This window comes from Rhodoblastus sphagnicola (assembly GCF_002937075.1).
In the GTDB taxonomy this organism is placed as follows: Bacteria; Pseudomonadota; Alphaproteobacteria; order Rhizobiales; family Beijerinckiaceae; genus Rhodoblastus; species Rhodoblastus sphagnicola.
In genome coordinates this window covers 1-16,408 of record NZ_NHSJ01000067.1, presented here as the reverse complement: position 1 = coordinate 16,408, position 16,408 = coordinate 1, and the positions used below count along the sequence as shown (strand labels likewise).

Below are 16,408 nucleotides of genomic sequence, written 5' to 3'. Positions count from 1 at the left end.
AGGGACAAGGCAAAAGTCGAGGCCGGCGTGCGCTTCGCCCAGACCTACATTCTCGGGCGATTGCGCCGACTGACCTTCTTCTCGCTCGCCGAATGCAACGAGGCCATCGTGCTTGTCATGCAACGCATGAACGAGCGCCCCATGCGCAAGCTCGGCGTCAGCCGGCGGGAACTGTTCGAGAAAATCGAGCGCGCCGCCCTCAACGATTTGCCCGCCGAGGAGTGGGAGTTCGCGGAATGGCAGCGCGCGCGGGTCAATCTCGATTATCACATCGAAGCGCATGACTTCCTCTATTCGGTTCCGCACACGCTGATCCGCGCCGAGGTCGATGTGCGCATCACCGCCCGCACCGTCGAGATTTTCCATCGCGGCCAGCGGGTCGGCGCCCATCAGCGGCGCTACATGGGCCGCAAGCACGGCACGACCCCTGAGCACATGCCCAGCTCGCACCGGCGTTACGCCGAGTGGACGCCGGATCGGTTCCGCCGCTGGGCCGCCAAGATCGGCCCGAACACCGAGGGGCTGATCGTCGCCGTGCTCGCCAGCCGGCCGCATCCCGAACAGGGCTTTCGCACCTGCCTGGGGATTCTGCGCTCCTATCGCGGCGTCGATCCGACCCGCGTCGAGGCGGTCTCAGCCCGCGCCCTCGAACTCGGCGCGTTCAACTGCAAGAGCGTCGCCTCCCTTCTCACCCAGAAGCGCGACAAGGCGGCGGCCAATGACGGCGGCCAGGCCCCCTGTTCGACCACGCCAACGTGCGCGGTCCCGGCTATTACCATTGAGAGGACATCCTCATGCTTGCTCATCCGACGCTCGAAAACTTGCACGCCCTCGGTCTTCACGGCTTGGCCAAGGGGTTCAAGGAACTTGAAAACCGACCGGAAGCGCGCGGCCTCGATCACGCCGAATGGCTCGGCCTGCTGCTCGAATATGAGACGACGCTGCGCCGGCAGAAACAGTTCGAAACGCGCGCCCGAGCCGCGCGCCTGCGCCATCAGGCCAGCGTCGAGGACGTCAACTACCAGATCCCGCGCGGGCTGGATCGCGCCCTGTTCCTCAAGCTCGGCGCCTGCGACTGGCTCGCCGAGCGGCGCCATCTACTCATCACCGGCGCCGCCGGCCTGGGCAAGAGTTGGCTGGCCTGTGCGCTCGGACAGAAGGCCTGCCGGGAAAACACCTCCGTTCTCTACACCCGCATGCCCAGGCTGTTCGCCGATCTGGCGATCGCGCATGGCGATGCGCGCTACCCGCGGCTTTTGCGCTCGATCGCCCGCGCCAAATTGCTCATCCTGGATGACTGGGGGCCGGAGGCCCTGACGCCCGAACAGGCGCGCGATCTGCTCGAAATCATCGAAGACCGCTACGACAAGGGCTCTCTCATCATCACCAGCCAGGTTCCCGTCGACCGCTGGCACGACATGATCGGAATCCCGACCCTCGCCGACGCGATCCTCGACCGCGTCATCCACAATGCCTATCGGATCGATCTGGCCGGCGAGAGCCTGCGCAAGACGCGCTCGTCCACCCGAAATCCATCCGCTCTTGACCAATCAGAAACAGCGCAACATCATCAATCCTGACCTGCGGCGGCAAACTGCAAGTGGCCGGCTTCAAATCGGAACGCTGGCCGGCTTCAGATCGGAATAGGTGGCCGGCTTCATATTGGAATGCATGGCCGGCTTCGTCGGAATCCGCAGCTCCGGTCCGCCAAACCTATAGTTCACGCCGGCGCGCAAGATGTGCGTCGTGGTTTCGACCGCGAGGTTCGCGTTGGCCGAGAAATAGGAACCATTGTAGAGCGAGGTCTTGCCGAGATCGGCATAGAGATATTCGCTGCGCAGCGACCAATGATTGGTCAGGGCGTATTCCAATCCGCCACCCACAGCGAAGCCCCGCGCCAGCGTCTCCTTGGAGATGTAAACAGAAGAGCCGTTGTAGGAGGCGTTGACGTCGCTGTTGCCCCCGGCATAGGCAAAGCCGCCGGTCGCATAGAGCAGGCCACGGTCGAGGATCACCGCTCCGACGCGGGCGCGCACCGTGCCCAGGAAGTCAACGCGCGAGCCGGCTTTCCCAGACAGGGTGGTTCCAAGCGACGAGTCGACGCCGACTTCACCCGTCACCGACGCGCCTTGGATGTCCGCTTCGAGGCCAACGACGAACGGACCTCTAAGCTGGTAATTGACGCCGACTTGGCCGCCACCAAGAACGCCGCTCGAATTCAGTCGCGCCGCTGCTGGAACTGATGGCCGCAGGATAACGGAGGCTTCCGTCAGAAAAGCCGATGTTTCCACAAATATAGATTCCACTCCACGAGAAGTACGAGGGCTCGAAATCGCGCGGCGACCCCACCGTCACCGTCATCTGCCGGTCATAACCTTTCTGGAGAGGCGGAGCATCGCCGTATGTCGGAGAATTATACACAACAGCCCAACTGTGCAAAGGCAGATGTTACCGCAACGACGCTGATGATTGAGCAAAATATGATCGACTTCATTTGCAATATCCTTAGCTGTGTAAAAAATATAAATTTTCTCAGTTAAAAAATGGTGAGCGTCGGCAATGAGCATTCATCATTTATTCTGCATATTCCGGCGATAGATCTGTTTAAGGTATCTCATTGGCTTGGCCTAATACCTTCAGCCAAGGAACGATCGTTAGGTCAGATGAGCGCACCCGCCGCATTTTCCAAGAACAACTCACCGTCGCGAACATACCGGCGGAGCATGGCGTCGCCGGTCTGCTCTTTGATCTTCCTGGTGTCGACGCCAGCCTACGCGGCGCTGGTGGCCAGGCCGGACCGCAGCGAGTGGCCGGAGCAGGGGGCGGGATTGTAGTCGGCGGCGGCGACGCGCTCGCGGACGATCAGGAACACGGCCTCGGGCGAGAGGGCGTCGCCGAACACCCATCCGTGCTTGCCCACCCGGCGGAAGATCGGCCCCTCGCTGATCCTGCCGCGGTCGAGCCAGATTTCGAGCGCGTGAACGGGACAGAATTTGGTGCGGCCGAACGTGACGCCGATCTTGCGGCCTTCGCCGTCCTGGTCGGTCTTCGATCGGCGCAGGGTGATGACCACTCCTTGACGGACCCGCTCCACGTCGGTGCAATCAATTGCACAAAGTTCTGATCGCCGGAACCCGCCTGCGAAGCCGATCAGCGGGAGGGCGCGTTCGCGCGCATCCTTTAGGCTGTCGCCCATCGCGGGGCGAGGACGGCGAACAGGTCTTCGCTCAGGAGCGGGCGGGCTCGGCGCTGAGCGACGCCTCGCTCCCGCCTAATGCCACGCATGGTCGCGCGTACCAGCGGCGGGCCGACCGGAGAAGGATGACCCTGCGCGTCATGCGCTACCGAGATCGCTGCAAGCCGCCGGTTGAGCGTGGCCACCTTCAGCACCTCGGCATGGGCGGCGACGTAGGCCGCGACCTCGGCGTCGCTGGCCGGGATCGTGCCGCCCCAACCGAAGAAGTGATCGAGGTCCGATCTGTAGGCGCGTCGCGTCGCCGGCGCGATGCCGGCCTGAACGAAGGCTTCAACAAGATCGGTCAGGTTCGTGCAATCAATTGCACGAACAGGAGCTGTTTGAATGTGTGGCTCCCATGCAAGCCGAACCGGCCGGGTCAGCGTGTCCTCGAACGCGACGCCCCAAATCCAACCGAGACCGGGGCGGTAATAGGGGGGCGGGAGCGGCGGGATATCCAGTGTTCTTACCCAGGGAGGTCTGCATGGGTCCGCGCGAGCGGTAGACTCGGAGAAGGCAACGACGACGGGACGACGCCCATGCAGAAGTCGGATCTCTTCATAGTAGCCGGGAAACCGGTGAAAGCCGGTGGAGCAAAGGGAGAGATGGATTGAAAAAGACGGGACCACGGCAATTGAGCCTCGTGTTCGCCGACAGGCCTTCGGGGGGCGGGTCGCCCGAGCCGCGGGCGGCGAAGCTTCCTGCTTCATAAAGCGAGGACCAAGAAGACGACAGGTTCTGTCGCCAGCGTGGCCGACGTCAGTCGGTTGCTCGAAGAGGTGGCGTCGGAAGTCAATCTGACCAAGGCGCTGCTGAACGTGGTGCGCAACAAAGGAGCGCCGGGATTGGACGGGCGGACGGTCGAAGCGGCGGAGGCGAAAGCCCCGTCGATCATCGCTCGTTTGCGCCGCGACTTGCTGACGGCACGCTACCGGCCCGGCGATGTCCGCCGGGTTGGCTGCCGACGCCCGGGGGCGGGCATCGGGGGCTTGGCATTCCGAACATTGTGGACCGAACGGTGCAACAGGCGGTTCTTCAAGCATTGGAGCCGATTTTTGAACCGACTTTCCATCCCAGCAGTCACGGTTTCCGGCCAAAGCGCGGGGCTCACACCGCCGTCGCCGAAGCAACGGGATACCTGAAGGAAGGATATCAAACGGTGGTTGATCTGGACTTGGCCAATTTCTTCGATCGAGTCAATCATGACAGCCTGGTGGCGCGCGTCGCCGCACGTGTGTCCGATAAGCGCGTGCTCAAACTCATCCGGGCCTTTCTCAACGCCGGGGTGATGGAAGACGGTTTGGTCTGTCCCGTGGATGAGGGCACGCCGCAGGGCCGACCCGCTTTCGCCAATCCTAAGCAACCTCGTGCTCGACGACCTCGACAAGGAACTGGCCCGACGCGGACACCGCTTCTGCCGCTATGCCGACGACTGCAACATTTATGTCCGCAGCCGTCGTGCAGGAGAAAGGGTCATGGCCTCAGTCAGCCGGTTCCTGACCACCGAGCTGCGGCTGAAGGTCACTGAGGCGAAAAGCGCGGCGTCGCGGCACGGAGGAGCGCAAGTTCTTGGGGTTCAGCATCTCGAACGACGGGAGTGAGCGGCGCGTCGCGCCGAAAGCCCTCGACAAGTTCAAGGCGCGGCTCCGGGACATGACATGCCGGACATCGGAGAAAAGTTTGGAACAGCTGATCAAGGGGCTGAAGCCATACATCGTTGGATGGCGCGGCTACTTTGGCTTCTGTCAAACACCTCGGATGCTCACAAACCTCGCAGCGTGGATTCGCCGAAGATTACGCATGTATCTTTGGCGGCAGTGGCGAACTGGGCAAAATCGCTTCAAGGAACTGCGCCGATGTGGCGTATCAAAGTTCCCCGCTGCGGTCGCGGCCGGATCGCCGACGCGGCTATGGCGAATGTCGGGACATCCCGCCGTTCAACAGGCGCTACGCAACGCCTATTTCGACTCGCTTGGTCTTCCGCGAATCTTTGTTCCCACCGAAGCATAACTTGATCGAACCGCCGTGGTACGGACCCGTATGTCCGGTGGTGTGGGAGGGGCGGCGCTGCGACGCGTCCCCCTATCCCGATCATCGGCGGGAAGGCGACCTCCATAGGAACCCTCGGCAAGGGCGGCTCACCGCCAGCAAGCAGTAACTCGCGGTTGGTGCTCGTGGCAGAGGGACATGGATTACGCCATGCACCCACAAGGAGGCTCGCCGTCTGCGCCTCAAGATCAACCGATCGACCAACTCCGCGGGCGGCGGCGCAGCATCAAGGCGTGACGATCGCGAAATTTGTCAGAGGCCCATCGAACAACGCCGCGAAACGCCGAACCAGCGCATGATCATCGGCAGAGAGCGCCGGCTGTCCTTCGCCCGTCAGCGCCGCATGGAACTGCGCCGCGGTCAGTTTCAGGATCGGCGCGCCGACCAGCGGAGCGGAGGCGTCCTCATGCACCAGAACCGAATTGCGCACCTGCACGACCTGGTTCTTGTCCGTCTCCGGATCCGAAATGGTGAAGGCAAACGGCGCATCCCTCGCGCGGTCCGGCGCTAGCCGCAACGCCACGGCGTCAAGCAGCAGATCGGTCGGGAGGCCGACCAGACCCGCAAACGGCGCCGTACGCCTGGGCTGGACCTGCCCCCGGCGCAATTCCGTCACCGCCTCGAGATAGCCATTGCGCCAAGTCGAGCTCTCGGCCCGATAGGCGAGCTGTTCGTAAACGTCCGCCAGGGTCAACTGCGCGGCGCGATTCGCGGGATCGGCGAAAACCAGCTTGTTGAGCAGATCCACCGCCCAGCGATCATCGCCCTTGCTGATCGCCGCCTTGGCCAGTTCCAGCACGCGCGCGCCGCCGCCGAGCGCCTCGACATAGTGGCTGGCCTCCTCGGTCAGCGTCATTGGGTCGAGATGCGCGGGATTGCCGTCATAGAAGCCCATGTAGCGATGATAGACCGCCCGTGAATTATGGCTGAGCGAGCCGTAATACTCGTGATTGTACCACTTTGCCGACAGCGCATCGGGATAGCGGATCGTCCGCGCGATCTAAGGGCCTGTGAGGCCGTCGTTCATCAGTCGGACGCTCTGGTCGTGCAGATACTCATAGGCATCGCGCTGGTTGGCGAGATAGTCGACGATTCTGGCCTGCCCCCAATGCGGCCAAAAATGCGACGTGAACAGAACGTCGGTGCGATCGCCATAGCGACTGATCGCCTCGCCCAAGGCGTTCGCCCAGCTCTTCGTATCGCGGACCAGAGCGCCGCGTGCTGGCAGCGCATTGTGCAGCGTGCCGTTGGCGTCCTCGGCGAGGCACAAGGCCTTGAAATCGGGCAGATAGAAAAACATCTCCGCCGGCGCCTCGGTGTTCTGCGCCATCTGGAATTCGAAGCGCACGCCGTCGATCGTCAGCGTCTCGCCGGTCTGAGCAATCTCGTGCGTTGGCGCGATCGGGAGGCGACCGCGCGTCAGCGCGGCTCCCCGGGCTGACGCAATGTCGATCAGCTTGATCTGCGGACCTATTCCGATATTGACGTTGCCTGTCGCCGCGACCGGCAGCCCAAAGCCAAATTGGTAAGCGGCCCGGCGGCTCATGGCCGGGCCAGCGATCACCGTTTCGCTCAAAATTTCCTTGATGATGCCCTGGGGCGCAATGACAGGAACCTTGCGCGCCGCGGCATCCTCATCGGAAATGACCCCGCGCACGCCGCCATAATGATCGGAATGGCTGTGCGTGTAGATCACGCCTACGATCGGTTTTTTGCCGACATGTTCATAGAGCAGCTTCAGCCCCGTAAAGGCTTCGGCCTCGCTGCCGGGGTCAACGACGATGTAGCCGGTGTTCCCAACGATGACGGATATGTTGGATATGGCAAAGCCGCGGATCTGATAGATGCGGTTGGCCACTACGAACAAGCCGTGTTTCTCCAGCAGTTGGGCGTTGCGCCACAGGCTGGGATTTACGGTCGGGGGAGCGGACTGCTTGAAGAAGGCGTCTGAATCGACATCAGCGACAGGCTGCCCGTCAGGATTCAGGAGCTTGCCGTCCGGTGCCGTCGCCAGGAAGCCGCGCTGGACGAGGTCGAAGTCTTCGCGGTCGCTGATCGGAAGCGTTTTTGCAAACGCCTGAAGCGCCTGGGTCGTAAAAGCGCTGGGCGGCTTGCTGGCGAGAGCCCCCTGCTCGCCGTCCGTGACGCCACCCGACGCAGTCTCTTGGGCGAGCGTCGATGTCTTGATCAGGCAGATGGCTACGATCAAGCAGGCGTGACGGACGCGAAAACGCATGAGTTCCCCTAAAATGTCTGACGAGCCAAACTAATAACCTATTTAATCGATCGACATTTGGCTGGCAAGATAATCAGGGCAGCCGCCGCGATATACTCTGTGGGCCCCCGGCACAGGGCGGAGCGTATCGGCCCGAACTAACGAAACGCCCTTCGGATACGCATCAGCGGACAAATAGGAAACACTACGACGTGTGGGCCTTGAAACTCTGCGAAAAATTGTAATTGCGGGTTTGAGCAGCTGATCGGCGACGATGTCGGGAAACAGATGATTGTCGTTCAGCCCGGATCGACGGCAAAGACGTGGTTTAAATCGTCCACAATTTTATACGACAAACCCTGTCGTCATGACAATATTTACGGAGACGCTAAACTCAAAGTTTTCCGTATATGTTCGTCGGATATATGCGCGTCTCCTCGACCGACGACCGGTAATCGAATGACTTGCAACGCGCCGCCCTGATCGCGGTGGGCGTAGATGAGCGCCATCTCCACGCCGAAAAGGCCAGCGGCGCGCGCGACGACCTCAAGGCCTGTCCCCTGGATTTGCGCGCCGGCGATTGTCTTGTCGTCTGGAAACTCGACAGGCTGCGACGGTCGCTGCCCAACCTGCTGTCGATTATTGCCGACCTGAAGAAGAAGGGCGTGGCGTTCCGCTTTCTTACGGAGCAGATTGACACGACTACGCCGCATGGCGAGCTTCTGTTTTCTGTCTTTGGCGCTCTGGCTCAATATGAGCGCGCCTTGACCCGCGAACGGGTCATGGCGGGATTGGCCGCCGCCAAGCGCCGGGGACGCCGGGGCGGCCACCAACCCGTCATCGATTCCGAAAAGTTGGAACAGATTGTCGCCACGCTGGACAACGGCGCCAGCAAAGCCTCCGTCTGCCGCACGTTCAGGGTTCCCCGCACCACTTTGATCGATACGCTTCAGCGCGTCGGGTGGTCCGCCCCGGTAGCAACGCAGGCGAAATCACAGGCAGAAGCCTGATCGTTCCCGTTTCGTTCAAGTTAGCGTGCTTATATTGCTCTGATCTTGTCGTGACCCCAACGTGCTGCGACGCCATTATTAGACTAAAGTTTAATCAGAATGTGCGCAACTGTGGATTGATCAACTTAATTGCCACAACCTAACGTTAGATGACTGGCGCTGATTCGTGCGCTGCCAGGATTGGGGGGATAAATTGGCAACCGCAGCGACCAGCCTCACCGCCTTCGCCACGATCAACCTGCATTATGCTATGGCAGAGATCGCAACTATCGCAGACCGAGACTCGATTATGCGGGCGCTCGATCATATCCGCCAAGCAGAGGGCTGCCTGAGGGTGGTCATGGCTGAATACGACATCCCGACGGATGACGCCGAGCCGGAAGAGCAGTCGGAAGCGGCTTGATCGGCATCAGGACACAACCAGCCGATTAGTGGGAATCGCTCGCAATTCCTATTAGATTCACATGCCGCTTGCCTCTGGCAATGGTCCTCATGGCCTGCCTCGGTGTCGCTACATCACTGGGGCGGGTTTTTTGTGATGCAGCCTTACCAGCGGAGGAAGGACGTAGCTCTCCACTGCGAGAAGTATCTTCAGATTCCCTACTTTCTAGAGCATTTTCACGGTCTGTGGCGATATCCTGAGTGATTGAGATAGTTGGCGCATTCGGCGGCTCATATTCGACCGGACCACCTTGTCGGACGATATCAAGCAGTGCTTTTCCACCAATCGACAATTTCGCTCGATCAAGGTCATGTTTTCCCGGTACCATCTAAACGTGGTGAATCGGGCATCCAAGATCGTGCCCCCAGAGGTGGTGTAGCTCTGAGAATGTAGCGTAGCCGCTCGCGACGCGCGCCCTCATGGCGCCGTAGCGAGCGAGCGGCGTAGCGGCCGGCGCGCAGGCGTTGGGTGGTCATCCACGATTCTTCGGTAAGGACGGGTTGCTGACACCAACCCTGACCAAGGAACTGAGGATGACCGACGAGATCATGGCCCTTCGCGGGCTGATGGAGAAGAGCGCCGACGCGGATTTTCTGCGCGAGATGATCGGCTTTGGAGCGCAACGGCTGATGGAGCTGGAAGTGGGTGCGCTGACCGGCGCGGCGCACGGCGAGAAGAGAGAGCTGGTCCCGGTTATCTGAACATTTTTCCGCGAACGATAGGTGTTTTTCTGTCGGGTTCTTTCGTCAGATGGCGCCGTGGTGTTGGGTGTGACGCAGGTAGGGCGTAGCCCGACCGTAGTCGCATCCAACACCACGGCGGCGGAAAAATTCATGCAGCCGCCAGACGGGGCGTCGGGTCGAAGTAGGCCTCGTCCGGCGTGCGTCGGTCAAGCGACGAGTGCGGGCGGTGTCGGTTGTAAAATCGAGATACCGGCCGATCGAGGCGCGCGCCACGCCGACGCTGTCATAGGCGTGCAGATACACCTCTTCGTATTTGACCGATTTCCAGATGCGCTCGACGAAGACGTTGTCGCGCGAGGCGCCCTTGCCGTCCATGCTGATCTTGATCTCGTTGGCGATCAGCACGCCGGTGAACGCCTCGCTGGTGAACTGGCTGCCTTGGTCTGTGTTGAATATTCCCGGCTTGCCATGCCTCGCCAGGGCCTCCTCCAGCGCCTCGACGCAGAAGTCGGCCTCCATCGTGATCGACACGCGATGGCTCAGCACGCGCCGGCTGAACCAGTCGACCACCGCGGCCAGGTAGACAAAGCCGCGCGCCATCGGGATGTAGGGTAAGGTCGAGCGTCAGCGCCGTGCAGCATTGCTGCTGCCGGTTTCCGACGCCCGCCTTCCAAACCGGACGTGCACCTTTCGTTATGCATCCGGCTTTCCAGGAACCAAGGCGTATGCAGGAGCGTGCATCCATCCGCGTCGAAACCGCTGGACCGTGAGCGAGGAAAGGAGGAACTGTTCAGTCCGTCCTTTCCGCCAGACACGTCGAGTGGGCCGAAGACGGCTCGGCAGTCGCCGTATTATCGTCTTCTTGCGGCTGAGGGATTGGTGCTTTTTCATGAGCCAGCGCCAAATGCGATCGCCGACGTAGTGGTCGATGTTCGCAAATAGATCGCTTGCCCCTGTACAAAAGCGGAAGTAATTCCCCCAGCCTCGCAGGATGGGATTCAGCTTCTGGAGGAGGTGCGTCAGCGACCAGCCGACCGTCGATCGTAGGGTCAACTGCTTCACCTTGTACCGAATATCCGCCCGCTTTTCGGTCGGGATTTCAATCCTCGGCATGTAGCCGAACCGGGGATGCCATTTGTAGCGAACCCGGTGTCCGAGGAAATCGAATCCCTCGGTCGGATCGGAGACGCGGGTCTTTTCGATCGACAGTTCCAACCCCATTGTTTCAAGCAGGTATCCGGCGAGCGCCGCTTTTTCGTGTTCAGCTTGCTCGCGGGTGCCTGCGACGAGAACGATGAAATCGTCGGCGTATCTGATCGGAAAGAACACCGGCCGTCCGGCTTTGCGGTCGGTCATGCGGGCCTGCATCGCTGCCGTCACTGGGTCACAGCTGCGATGCGCCCGGATCTTCTGTCGGTGGTGGGTCCACCGCTCATATCGTTCCTCGATGACGCCGAGGGCGATATTGGCGAGCAGTGGCGAGATTACACCCCCTTGTGGCGTGCCGTAGGCTGTCGGAAGGACGATGCCTTCCGCCAAGACGCCGGCCTTCAGGAACTGCCCGAGCAACCGCGTCACCTTGATATCGCCGATGCGTGCGCGGACGCGTTGCATCAGCTTGTGGTGATCGATGTTGTCAAAACAGCCCTTGATGTCGCCTTCGATGATCCAGGTATAAGGCGTCCGCTGGCGTCGGCCGTCTTCGGCTTTTGCTCGCGGTCGCATGCTCATGCGGATGTGCTCCAAGGCGCCATGGCATCCTCGCCCGGGTCGGAACCCATAGGAGATGTGCCAGAAGTTTGCCTCGAATATCGGCTCCAAAAGATTCTTCACCGCGCCCTGTACGACGCGGTCACGCACGGTCGGAATGCCCAGAGGACGGAATTTCCCTGGTTTGCCCGGCTTTGGGATTAGCTTCCGGCGGGATGGGCTCGGTTGGTATCGGCCATTCCGCAGGTCGTCACGGAGGTGTTCAATGAACGCCTCTTCACCCATTGTCGCGCGAATGCTCGCGACCGTCATCCCGTCGACCCCAGCGGTGCGGCTTCCCTTGTTGCGGGCGATCCGTTGCCAGGCTATGCGGAGGTTGCGGCGATCAATGATCCAGTTCCACAAGTCTCCGTAGGTGTCGTCGGGATTTGTACTGCTCCACTGATAGAGTTTGCGTTGAATGCCGAGGAGCCAAGCCTGATCGGCTTGATCACCCGAGTCCACGGGTGGTTCCTCCGTCTTTGCAGTTCTATCGGTTCCCTGCCTGCCTTCGCCATGCACATGGCTTTCCCGTGCTCGGACTACTACGCAGGCTCCGCCCCCTGATACGGCCGTCGCCGGTCTCCGCGGATAGCTCGGGTCCGATCCCGAGCGGTCGTTCAGGGTTCCCATGTTCCAGCTCTTGACCTTCGTCCTTTAGGCGGCGTGCTCTACCCCTGGCGATACTGGGTGACGACCACTGAGGAGGTCATCGTCACCGCGCCGGCAAATGCCGTCGCGTCGGTAAGGAACATCAAGCCCAACCGGGTCAGATCGCAATGGCCCCCAGTTCCATTCAACGTCGTAGGGGTGTTGTCGAGTAAATACAGAGGCTTCCGGCGCACACTTCGTTGTCTCGCCATGGAACGTGTGGTAGCCCGACCTGCCGTGAATGGCGGCATCCGGTACAGTTCAGTCTGTCAGCTCTTCCACGTGCCGGCGGAACCCGACACGCTCGGACAGACCCCTTCAATCCGGGCTCCTTCCCGGATCGGATCGCATTGCAGCGATCGGTCAAATAGCCAGCAAGCGAGTCGATCTCGATCAATTACATCTCAACCTCCCCGCCGCATGGCGCACTGATGTCCATAGCCCACACCTGGTTGGGCCGATCGACCTTCACGCCGCGCAGCAGATACGGATAAATCTTGTGGCCCGGCGTCGGCTTGGACGTGTTGGGCCAGCGATAGATCGCTTCAATGCCCATGCGCTTCATCAGCGTGGCGACATGGCGGCGACCGGCCTTGAGGCCCTCGCGGTCCAGAAAGTCCCGTAACATCCGGCTGCCCGCGAACGGGAATTCCAGATGCAATTCGTCGATGCGGCGCATCAGCGCGAGGTCCTCGGGCGAGGTCGGACACGGCTGGTAATAGACGCTGCCGCGACTGATGTTGAGGACCTTGGCCTGACGGACGATGGGAAGAGCGTGATTGCGGTCGATCATCTTTTTGCGCTCAGCATGCCGGCCTTGATGAGCGCGCCTTCCAAAAAATCATTCTCCAGCGCCAGCTCTCCGATCTTGGCGTGGAGCGCCTTCAAATCCACCGGCGGCCCTTGTGCAGTCGAGGCGTCGGCGCCGAACACACCGGCCGCGCCTTCCAGCAATTGCGCCTTCCAGTCCCTGATCTGGTTGGGATGGACCCTCGAAGTCTTGCGCCAACTCCGTCAGCGTCTTCTCGCCCTTCAGGGCGGCCAGAGCCACCTTCGCCTTGAAGGCCGGCGTGTGGTTCCGGCGCGGTCGCTTGGTCATGATCTCTCCTGATGCGCGGCGATCATCGCCGCGCATCAGGCGGAAAAGCCACTTATCGCCCTGTCCAGATTTCCCGAGCCAGCTCTCATCGTCATGCGTCGCGTTGTCGCCCATTCCCGCTCGCCGGCAGGTGATCGCAACCGTTTAGAAGCGGCTCAAAGAAATAGGTGGGAGCGACACAAAGCGCGCGGGACAGCCTGACCAAAATCGCCGCAGGAATTCGTTGCGTGCCGTTCTCGTACTCAAGTAGACAAGCCGGGCTGATGTCGATACGAGATGCCATCTGCTCAATAATTAGGCACTCCTTAAGCCGCTTGGCTCTCAACCGGGTGCCGACGTGTGTGTCAATGGGATTTGAACCTGACATTACGGCATCAACTCCGATAAAAATCTTTCATACAGACAACACAAACTGCGACTGTCTATTGCCACAAACAAAAAACCGAAGCAACTACAAGACATATGCATTTTTTAAGGAGCGTAGCTCTCACGCTCAGTGGCGACTTAATTTAACAAGTCGATGCAATCGACGCAGCTGTATTATATATAAATTTCGATAATATGTCGATATCGTGTTTGATAAGGATTATTTACGAAATAGCACTCGCCGACCTGAAGGGTTGATCGCTGCCGCTTATTTCTGGATTTGCGCATGTTTACCTTGATGAGATGCGCCTATGAAACAGCCGCACGTTGGTGCCAAGTTTGCATATCTTCGCGGTGGCGCACCGTGGGGGGGGGGGGATATGACAGACTTCGGAAAGAAACTCGCAGAGCTAATCGAGATCAATCTGATGTTCGCTCAGTTGGAGCTTTCGATTGGTGTCGAGCACGATGGCGCCACTTTGCGGGCTCTCAATCACATCATCGAAGCTCTTGACCTAATCCGCGAGGAGAAAACTCATAAACAATCAAATATCCTCGGAGACTCGGTTGAATTCGCTTAGAGTCCGTCCGAAAAGTTTACGCTTTCAAGCAGAGCTTTCGCAACATGAGGCGGATTGAGGCGAGACGGATGATCGCCACGGCGTGGCCGCAGGGGATGTGTCCCGGTCATTGTTGAAAAGGGAGGGCGGCGTTGCTCACCTTGAGCCAGTAGGCTCGGGGTGTCGAATCCTCGGAGGAAAGCAACGCCATGAAGAAGCCTACCACATCGCCGGCGGTCGGTCCGTCGGCTCTCGTCGAAGAAGCTGCGAATGAAGAGTCCGCGCCAGCTTCGAGCCCCTGTGCCTGACGTCCGGGTTGGCCACTCTCTCTGGAATGATGGAAGAAGACGCGGTCCGATTCTGCGGTCCGCGCCATGGTCGTGGCGACGACCGGGCCGGTCATCGCTGGGGCATAACAAAGGGGAAGAGTGGCTTTCACGGCGGCAAGATCGAAATCGAACGCCCTCGCGTTCGCACCCGTGGCGGTGATGAGTTGGTCCTGCCGAGTTGGGCGGCCGCAGTCGACGAGGACCTGCTCGGCCAATGGGCGCTCAATCTGATGCTGATGAACGTGTCGACCCGCAAGTTCGGCCGCGCCGTTCGCCTGCCGGGCGACGACATCCCCGCCGAGCGGGGCGCCGGCGTGACCCAAATCGGCGGTGTCACGCCGGTTCGTGGCCTTGTCGGCCGAGAAGATGCAGGCGTGGATGGCCACCGACCTCTCGGGAGTGTCTGAAAATTTGTGTGTGGGCCGGGTTGACCATCATGCCGTGACAAACCTTTCGTCGAACATGATGGCGAATTGGGTCTTGGCCTCGCACCATTCGCACGGTGGCGTTTTCCATTGTCCCGCGACCTGGCGCAAGACGAGAAACAACAATTTCAACGCCGCGTCGTCGGTCGGAAAATGGCCTCGCGTGCGCACCGCGCGGCGCAGCTTCGCGTTCAGGGATTAGATGGCGTTGGTCGTATAATTGATCCTTCGCACCGCGACCGGAAAGGCAAAAAACAGGATGACATGCGCCCAGTTTCGTCTCCAGTTCTGGGCGATCGAAGGGTATTTCCGTCCCCACGGGCCTTCTTGAGCCTCACGCCAGCCCCGCCGCCGTCGTCGATCGATCACACCTGCCGCCGCCGAGGGACGGCGAGATTAGTAAGCTGATTGAAGGGTTTATTGGGTAATCGAGGTTACGCAACTTGAAAAGCGGGACCCGGAGCAATCCAATGAAGGCGAGCATCAAGGCCAGACTCGCGGCCATGTCGGTGAAGAGCTCGAAACCCTATCGCGTCATCCTCTGCACCGAGGGCGACGCCGCGTCGGTTGAAGGGGAAGTGCGGCTTGCGGGCGAATTGGAGGGCCCCGGCGTCAAGATCGTCGTCTTGACCGTGCCAAGAAGGTCCTTGGAAAGGACGACGATTCAATGAGCCGCACAAGCTCGCGCTCGTGCAGGACACCCACACGGCTCAAGGCCAAATGATGGGGCGACGCGAGAAGTTGAAGCACGCTGCGTTGCGTTTTTAGATGCCGTAATGGCCCCGGCCTGAGCCTCTGGTTTAGGACGGCGGCTGTCCCCCGTATGATGAGGAACGGGGTCCTGGTTAGCGCCGGCCCCAGGCATCGGGACGGAGGACAGCCGCGGAATATTATGCCGGAATCGACGTGTCTTTGGAACGGTCGAGCGTTTGCATTGTTGAACCGCGCCGGGTTTGCCGGAGGCTCCCACTCCCAAATAGGATGGAGCCATCATGAGCACTACGACCAACAAATTTTCACCTGAGGTTCGCGCCCGCGCGGTGCGGATGGTTTTGGATCACGAGGGCGACCACGCCTCGCGCTGGGCGGCGATGTCGTCGATCGCCGCCAAGATCGGCTGTTCGCCGCACACCTTGCGTGAATGGGTCAGCAAGGCGGAAGTCGACAGCGGCAAGCGGGTCGGCGTTCCGACCGAGGTCGCCGAGAAGCTGAAGGCGCTGGAGCGCGAGAACCGTGAACTCCGGCAGGCCAATGAGATCCTGCGCAAGGCCTCGGCATATTTTGCGCTGGCGGAGCTCGACCGCCGACCGAAGTGATGATCGCTTTCATCGACGATCATCGGCAAGCCCATGGGGTCGAGCCGATCTGCAATGTCTTGCCGATCGCCCCTTCAACCTATCACGCCAATGTCGCCGGCCGCGTTGATCCTTCGAAGCTTTCCCAGCGGGCCAGGCGCGACCTGGCCCTCAAGGTGGCGATCCGGCGGGTGTTTTCCGAAAACTTCGAGGTCTATGGCGTGCGCAAGGTTTGGCTGCAATTGAACCGGGAAGGCGTGGCGGTCGCGCGCTGCACGGTGGCGCGCCTGATGCGCGCGA

14 protein-coding genes, 8 pseudogenes and 1 other annotated feature are annotated in these 16,408 nt (G+C 60.7%); of the genes and pseudogenes, 12 read left to right on the top strand and 10 right to left on the bottom strand.

Annotation, left to right across the window (positions count from 1 at the left end):
- Positions 1–117: 117 nt before the first annotated feature.
- A pseudogene (locus CCR94_RS26635) lies at positions 118–345 on the top strand (Mu transposase domain-containing protein); the annotation flags it as partial.
- 449 nt (positions 346–794) lie between these two features.
- Positions 795–1,580, top strand: a complete 786-nt coding sequence (istB, locus tag CCR94_RS10615; RefSeq protein ID WP_104507827.1) for an IS21-like element helper ATPase IstB — start codon at positions 795–797, stop codon at positions 1,578–1,580.
- Between the two features lie 30 nt (positions 1,581–1,610).
- Here istB and CCR94_RS10610 read toward each other — a convergent pair whose 3' ends face one another.
- The 3 genes from CCR94_RS10610 to CCR94_RS25685 all read right to left on the bottom strand — a co-directional run bounded on the left by CCR94_RS10610 (position 1,611) and on the right by CCR94_RS25685 (position 3,864).
- Complete coding sequence (locus CCR94_RS10610) at positions 1,611–2,291, bottom strand: outer membrane protein (RefSeq protein ID WP_158254708.1); 681 nt, start codon at positions 2,289–2,291, stop codon at positions 1,611–1,613.
- Between the two features lie 479 nt (positions 2,292–2,770).
- A complete protein-coding gene (locus tag CCR94_RS25690; protein WP_206605816.1) occupies positions 2,771–3,196 on the bottom strand; it encodes a site-specific integrase in 426 nt (141 codons plus the stop codon).
- Positions 3,181–3,864 (bottom strand): site-specific integrase, encoded by a 684-nt coding sequence (locus CCR94_RS25685; RefSeq protein ID WP_206605815.1) that lies wholly within the window; start codon positions 3,862–3,864, stop codon positions 3,181–3,183. Before CCR94_RS25685 ends, CCR94_RS25690 begins: the two co-directional genes overlap by 16 nt.
- 377 nt (positions 3,865–4,241) lie before the next feature.
- On the opposite strand from CCR94_RS25685, the pseudogene CCR94_RS26335 reads away from it, so the two are divergent.
- The 3 genes and pseudogenes from CCR94_RS26335 to CCR94_RS25990 all read left to right on the top strand — a co-directional run.
- A pseudogene (locus CCR94_RS26335) lies at positions 4,242–4,511 on the top strand (reverse transcriptase domain-containing protein); the annotation flags it as partial.
- Positions 4,512–4,602: 91 nt separating this feature from the next.
- The gene (locus CCR94_RS26330) at positions 4,603–4,836 is read left to right on the top strand and encodes a reverse transcriptase domain-containing protein (protein ID WP_275112810.1); all 234 of its coding nucleotides are present in this window, start codon (positions 4,603–4,605) and stop codon (positions 4,834–4,836) included.
- Positions 4,805–5,245, top strand: coding sequence for a group II intron maturase-specific domain-containing protein (locus CCR94_RS25990; protein WP_244594027.1), 441 nt, complete (start codon positions 4,805–4,807; stop codon positions 5,243–5,245). Before CCR94_RS26330 ends, CCR94_RS25990 begins: the two co-directional genes overlap by 32 nt.
- A gap of 265 nt (positions 5,246–5,510) precedes the next feature.
- Here the strand turns inward: CCR94_RS25990 and CCR94_RS10590 are convergent, their stop codons facing one another.
- Both CCR94_RS10590 and CCR94_RS10585 read right to left on the bottom strand, forming a co-directional pair.
- Positions 5,511–6,272, bottom strand: a complete 762-nt coding sequence (locus CCR94_RS10590; RefSeq protein ID WP_275112811.1) for an alkyl sulfatase dimerization domain-containing protein — start codon at positions 6,270–6,272, stop codon at positions 5,511–5,513.
- 12 nt (positions 6,273–6,284) lie between these two features.
- Positions 6,285–7,520 carry an MBL fold metallo-hydrolase gene (locus CCR94_RS10585; protein WP_104507823.1) on the bottom strand — a complete coding sequence of 412 codons (1,236 nt, stop codon included), beginning with the start codon at positions 7,518–7,520 and terminating at the stop codon, positions 6,285–6,287.
- A 443-nt stretch (positions 7,521–7,963) separates the two neighbouring features.
- Between CCR94_RS10585 and CCR94_RS10580 the strand changes: the two genes are divergently transcribed.
- The 3 genes and pseudogenes from CCR94_RS10580 to CCR94_RS10570 form a co-directional block, all read left to right on the top strand.
- On the top strand, positions 7,964–8,509 hold the full coding sequence (locus tag CCR94_RS10580; RefSeq protein ID WP_244594026.1) for a recombinase family protein: 546 nt from the start codon (positions 7,964–7,966) through the stop codon (positions 8,507–8,509).
- Between the two features lie 166 nt (positions 8,510–8,675).
- Complete coding sequence (locus CCR94_RS10575; protein WP_104507822.1) at positions 8,676–8,912, top strand: hypothetical protein; 237 nt, start codon at positions 8,676–8,678, stop codon at positions 8,910–8,912.
- Positions 8,913–9,484: 572 nt separating this feature from the next.
- Positions 9,485–9,628 (top strand): annotated as a pseudogene (locus tag CCR94_RS10570) (IS256 family transposase); the annotation flags it as partial.
- A 154-nt stretch (positions 9,629–9,782) separates the two neighbouring features.
- On the opposite strand, the pseudogene CCR94_RS10565 reads toward CCR94_RS10570, so the two are convergent.
- The 4 genes and pseudogenes from CCR94_RS10565 to CCR94_RS26630 form a co-directional block, all read right to left on the bottom strand.
- A pseudogene (locus CCR94_RS10565) lies at positions 9,783–10,249 on the bottom strand (transposase); the annotation flags it as partial.
- A 78-nt stretch (positions 10,250–10,327) separates the two neighbouring features.
- Positions 10,328–11,848, bottom strand: coding sequence for a group II intron reverse transcriptase/maturase (gene ltrA, locus CCR94_RS10560; protein ID WP_104507828.1), 1,521 nt, complete (start codon positions 11,846–11,848; stop codon positions 10,328–10,330).
- A 613-nt stretch (positions 11,849–12,461) separates the two neighbouring features.
- Positions 12,462–13,133: pseudogene (locus CCR94_RS10555) on the bottom strand (IS3 family transposase); the annotation flags it as partial.
- A 91-nt stretch (positions 13,134–13,224) separates the two neighbouring features.
- Positions 13,225–13,500, bottom strand: coding sequence for a helix-turn-helix domain-containing protein (locus CCR94_RS26630; RefSeq protein ID WP_146089951.1), 276 nt, complete (start codon positions 13,498–13,500; stop codon positions 13,225–13,227).
- A gap of 310 nt (positions 13,501–13,810) precedes the next feature.
- On the opposite strand from CCR94_RS26630, the gene CCR94_RS10550 reads away from it, so the two are divergent.
- Both CCR94_RS10550 and CCR94_RS25985 read left to right on the top strand, forming a co-directional pair.
- On the top strand, positions 13,811–14,080 hold the full coding sequence (locus CCR94_RS10550) for a hypothetical protein (protein WP_104507821.1): 270 nt from the start codon (positions 13,811–13,813) through the stop codon (positions 14,078–14,080).
- A 188-nt stretch (positions 14,081–14,268) separates the two neighbouring features.
- Positions 14,269–14,790, top strand: a pseudogene (locus CCR94_RS25985) (IS256 family transposase); the annotation flags it as partial.
- 32 nt (positions 14,791–14,822) lie between these two features.
- Here CCR94_RS25985 and CCR94_RS10540 read toward each other — a convergent pair.
- Positions 14,823–15,143: pseudogene (locus CCR94_RS10540) on the bottom strand (transposase); the annotation flags it as partial.
- 140 nt (positions 15,144–15,283) lie between these two features.
- Between CCR94_RS10540 and CCR94_RS10535 the strand changes: the two are divergent.
- Entirely contained in the window at positions 15,284–15,484 is a 201-nt protein-coding gene (locus tag CCR94_RS10535) for a hypothetical protein (protein ID WP_104507819.1), read from the top strand.
- Between the two features lie 321 nt (positions 15,485–15,805).
- Positions 15,806–16,408: pseudogene (locus CCR94_RS10530) on the top strand (IS3 family transposase); the annotation flags it as partial.
- Positions 16,087–16,203, top strand: a sequence feature (AL1L pseudoknot). (Overlaps the previous pseudogene by 117 nt.)

What these genes read in the sequence shown, in the direction of transcription:
- CCR94_RS25690 (WP_206605816.1), bottom strand. Translation starts at nt 3,196, where the DNA reads ATGGGCGACAGCCTAAAGGATGCGCGCGAACGCGCCCTCCCGCTGATC.
- CCR94_RS26630 (WP_146089951.1), bottom strand. Translation starts at nt 13,500, where the DNA reads ATGTCAGGTTCAAATCCCATTGACACACACGTCGGCACCCGGTTGAGA.
- CCR94_RS10585 (WP_104507823.1), bottom strand. Translation starts at nt 7,520, where the DNA reads ATGCGTTTTCGCGTCCGTCACGCCTGCTTGATCGTAGCCATCTGCCTG.
- CCR94_RS10550 (WP_104507821.1), top strand. Translation starts at nt 13,811, where the DNA reads ATGAAACAGCCGCACGTTGGTGCCAAGTTTGCATATCTTCGCGGTGGC.
- CCR94_RS10535 (WP_104507819.1), top strand. Translation starts at nt 15,284, where the DNA reads ATGAAGGCGAGCATCAAGGCCAGACTCGCGGCCATGTCGGTGAAGAGC.
- istB (WP_104507827.1), top strand. Translation starts at nt 795, where the DNA reads ATGCTTGCTCATCCGACGCTCGAAAACTTGCACGCCCTCGGTCTTCAC.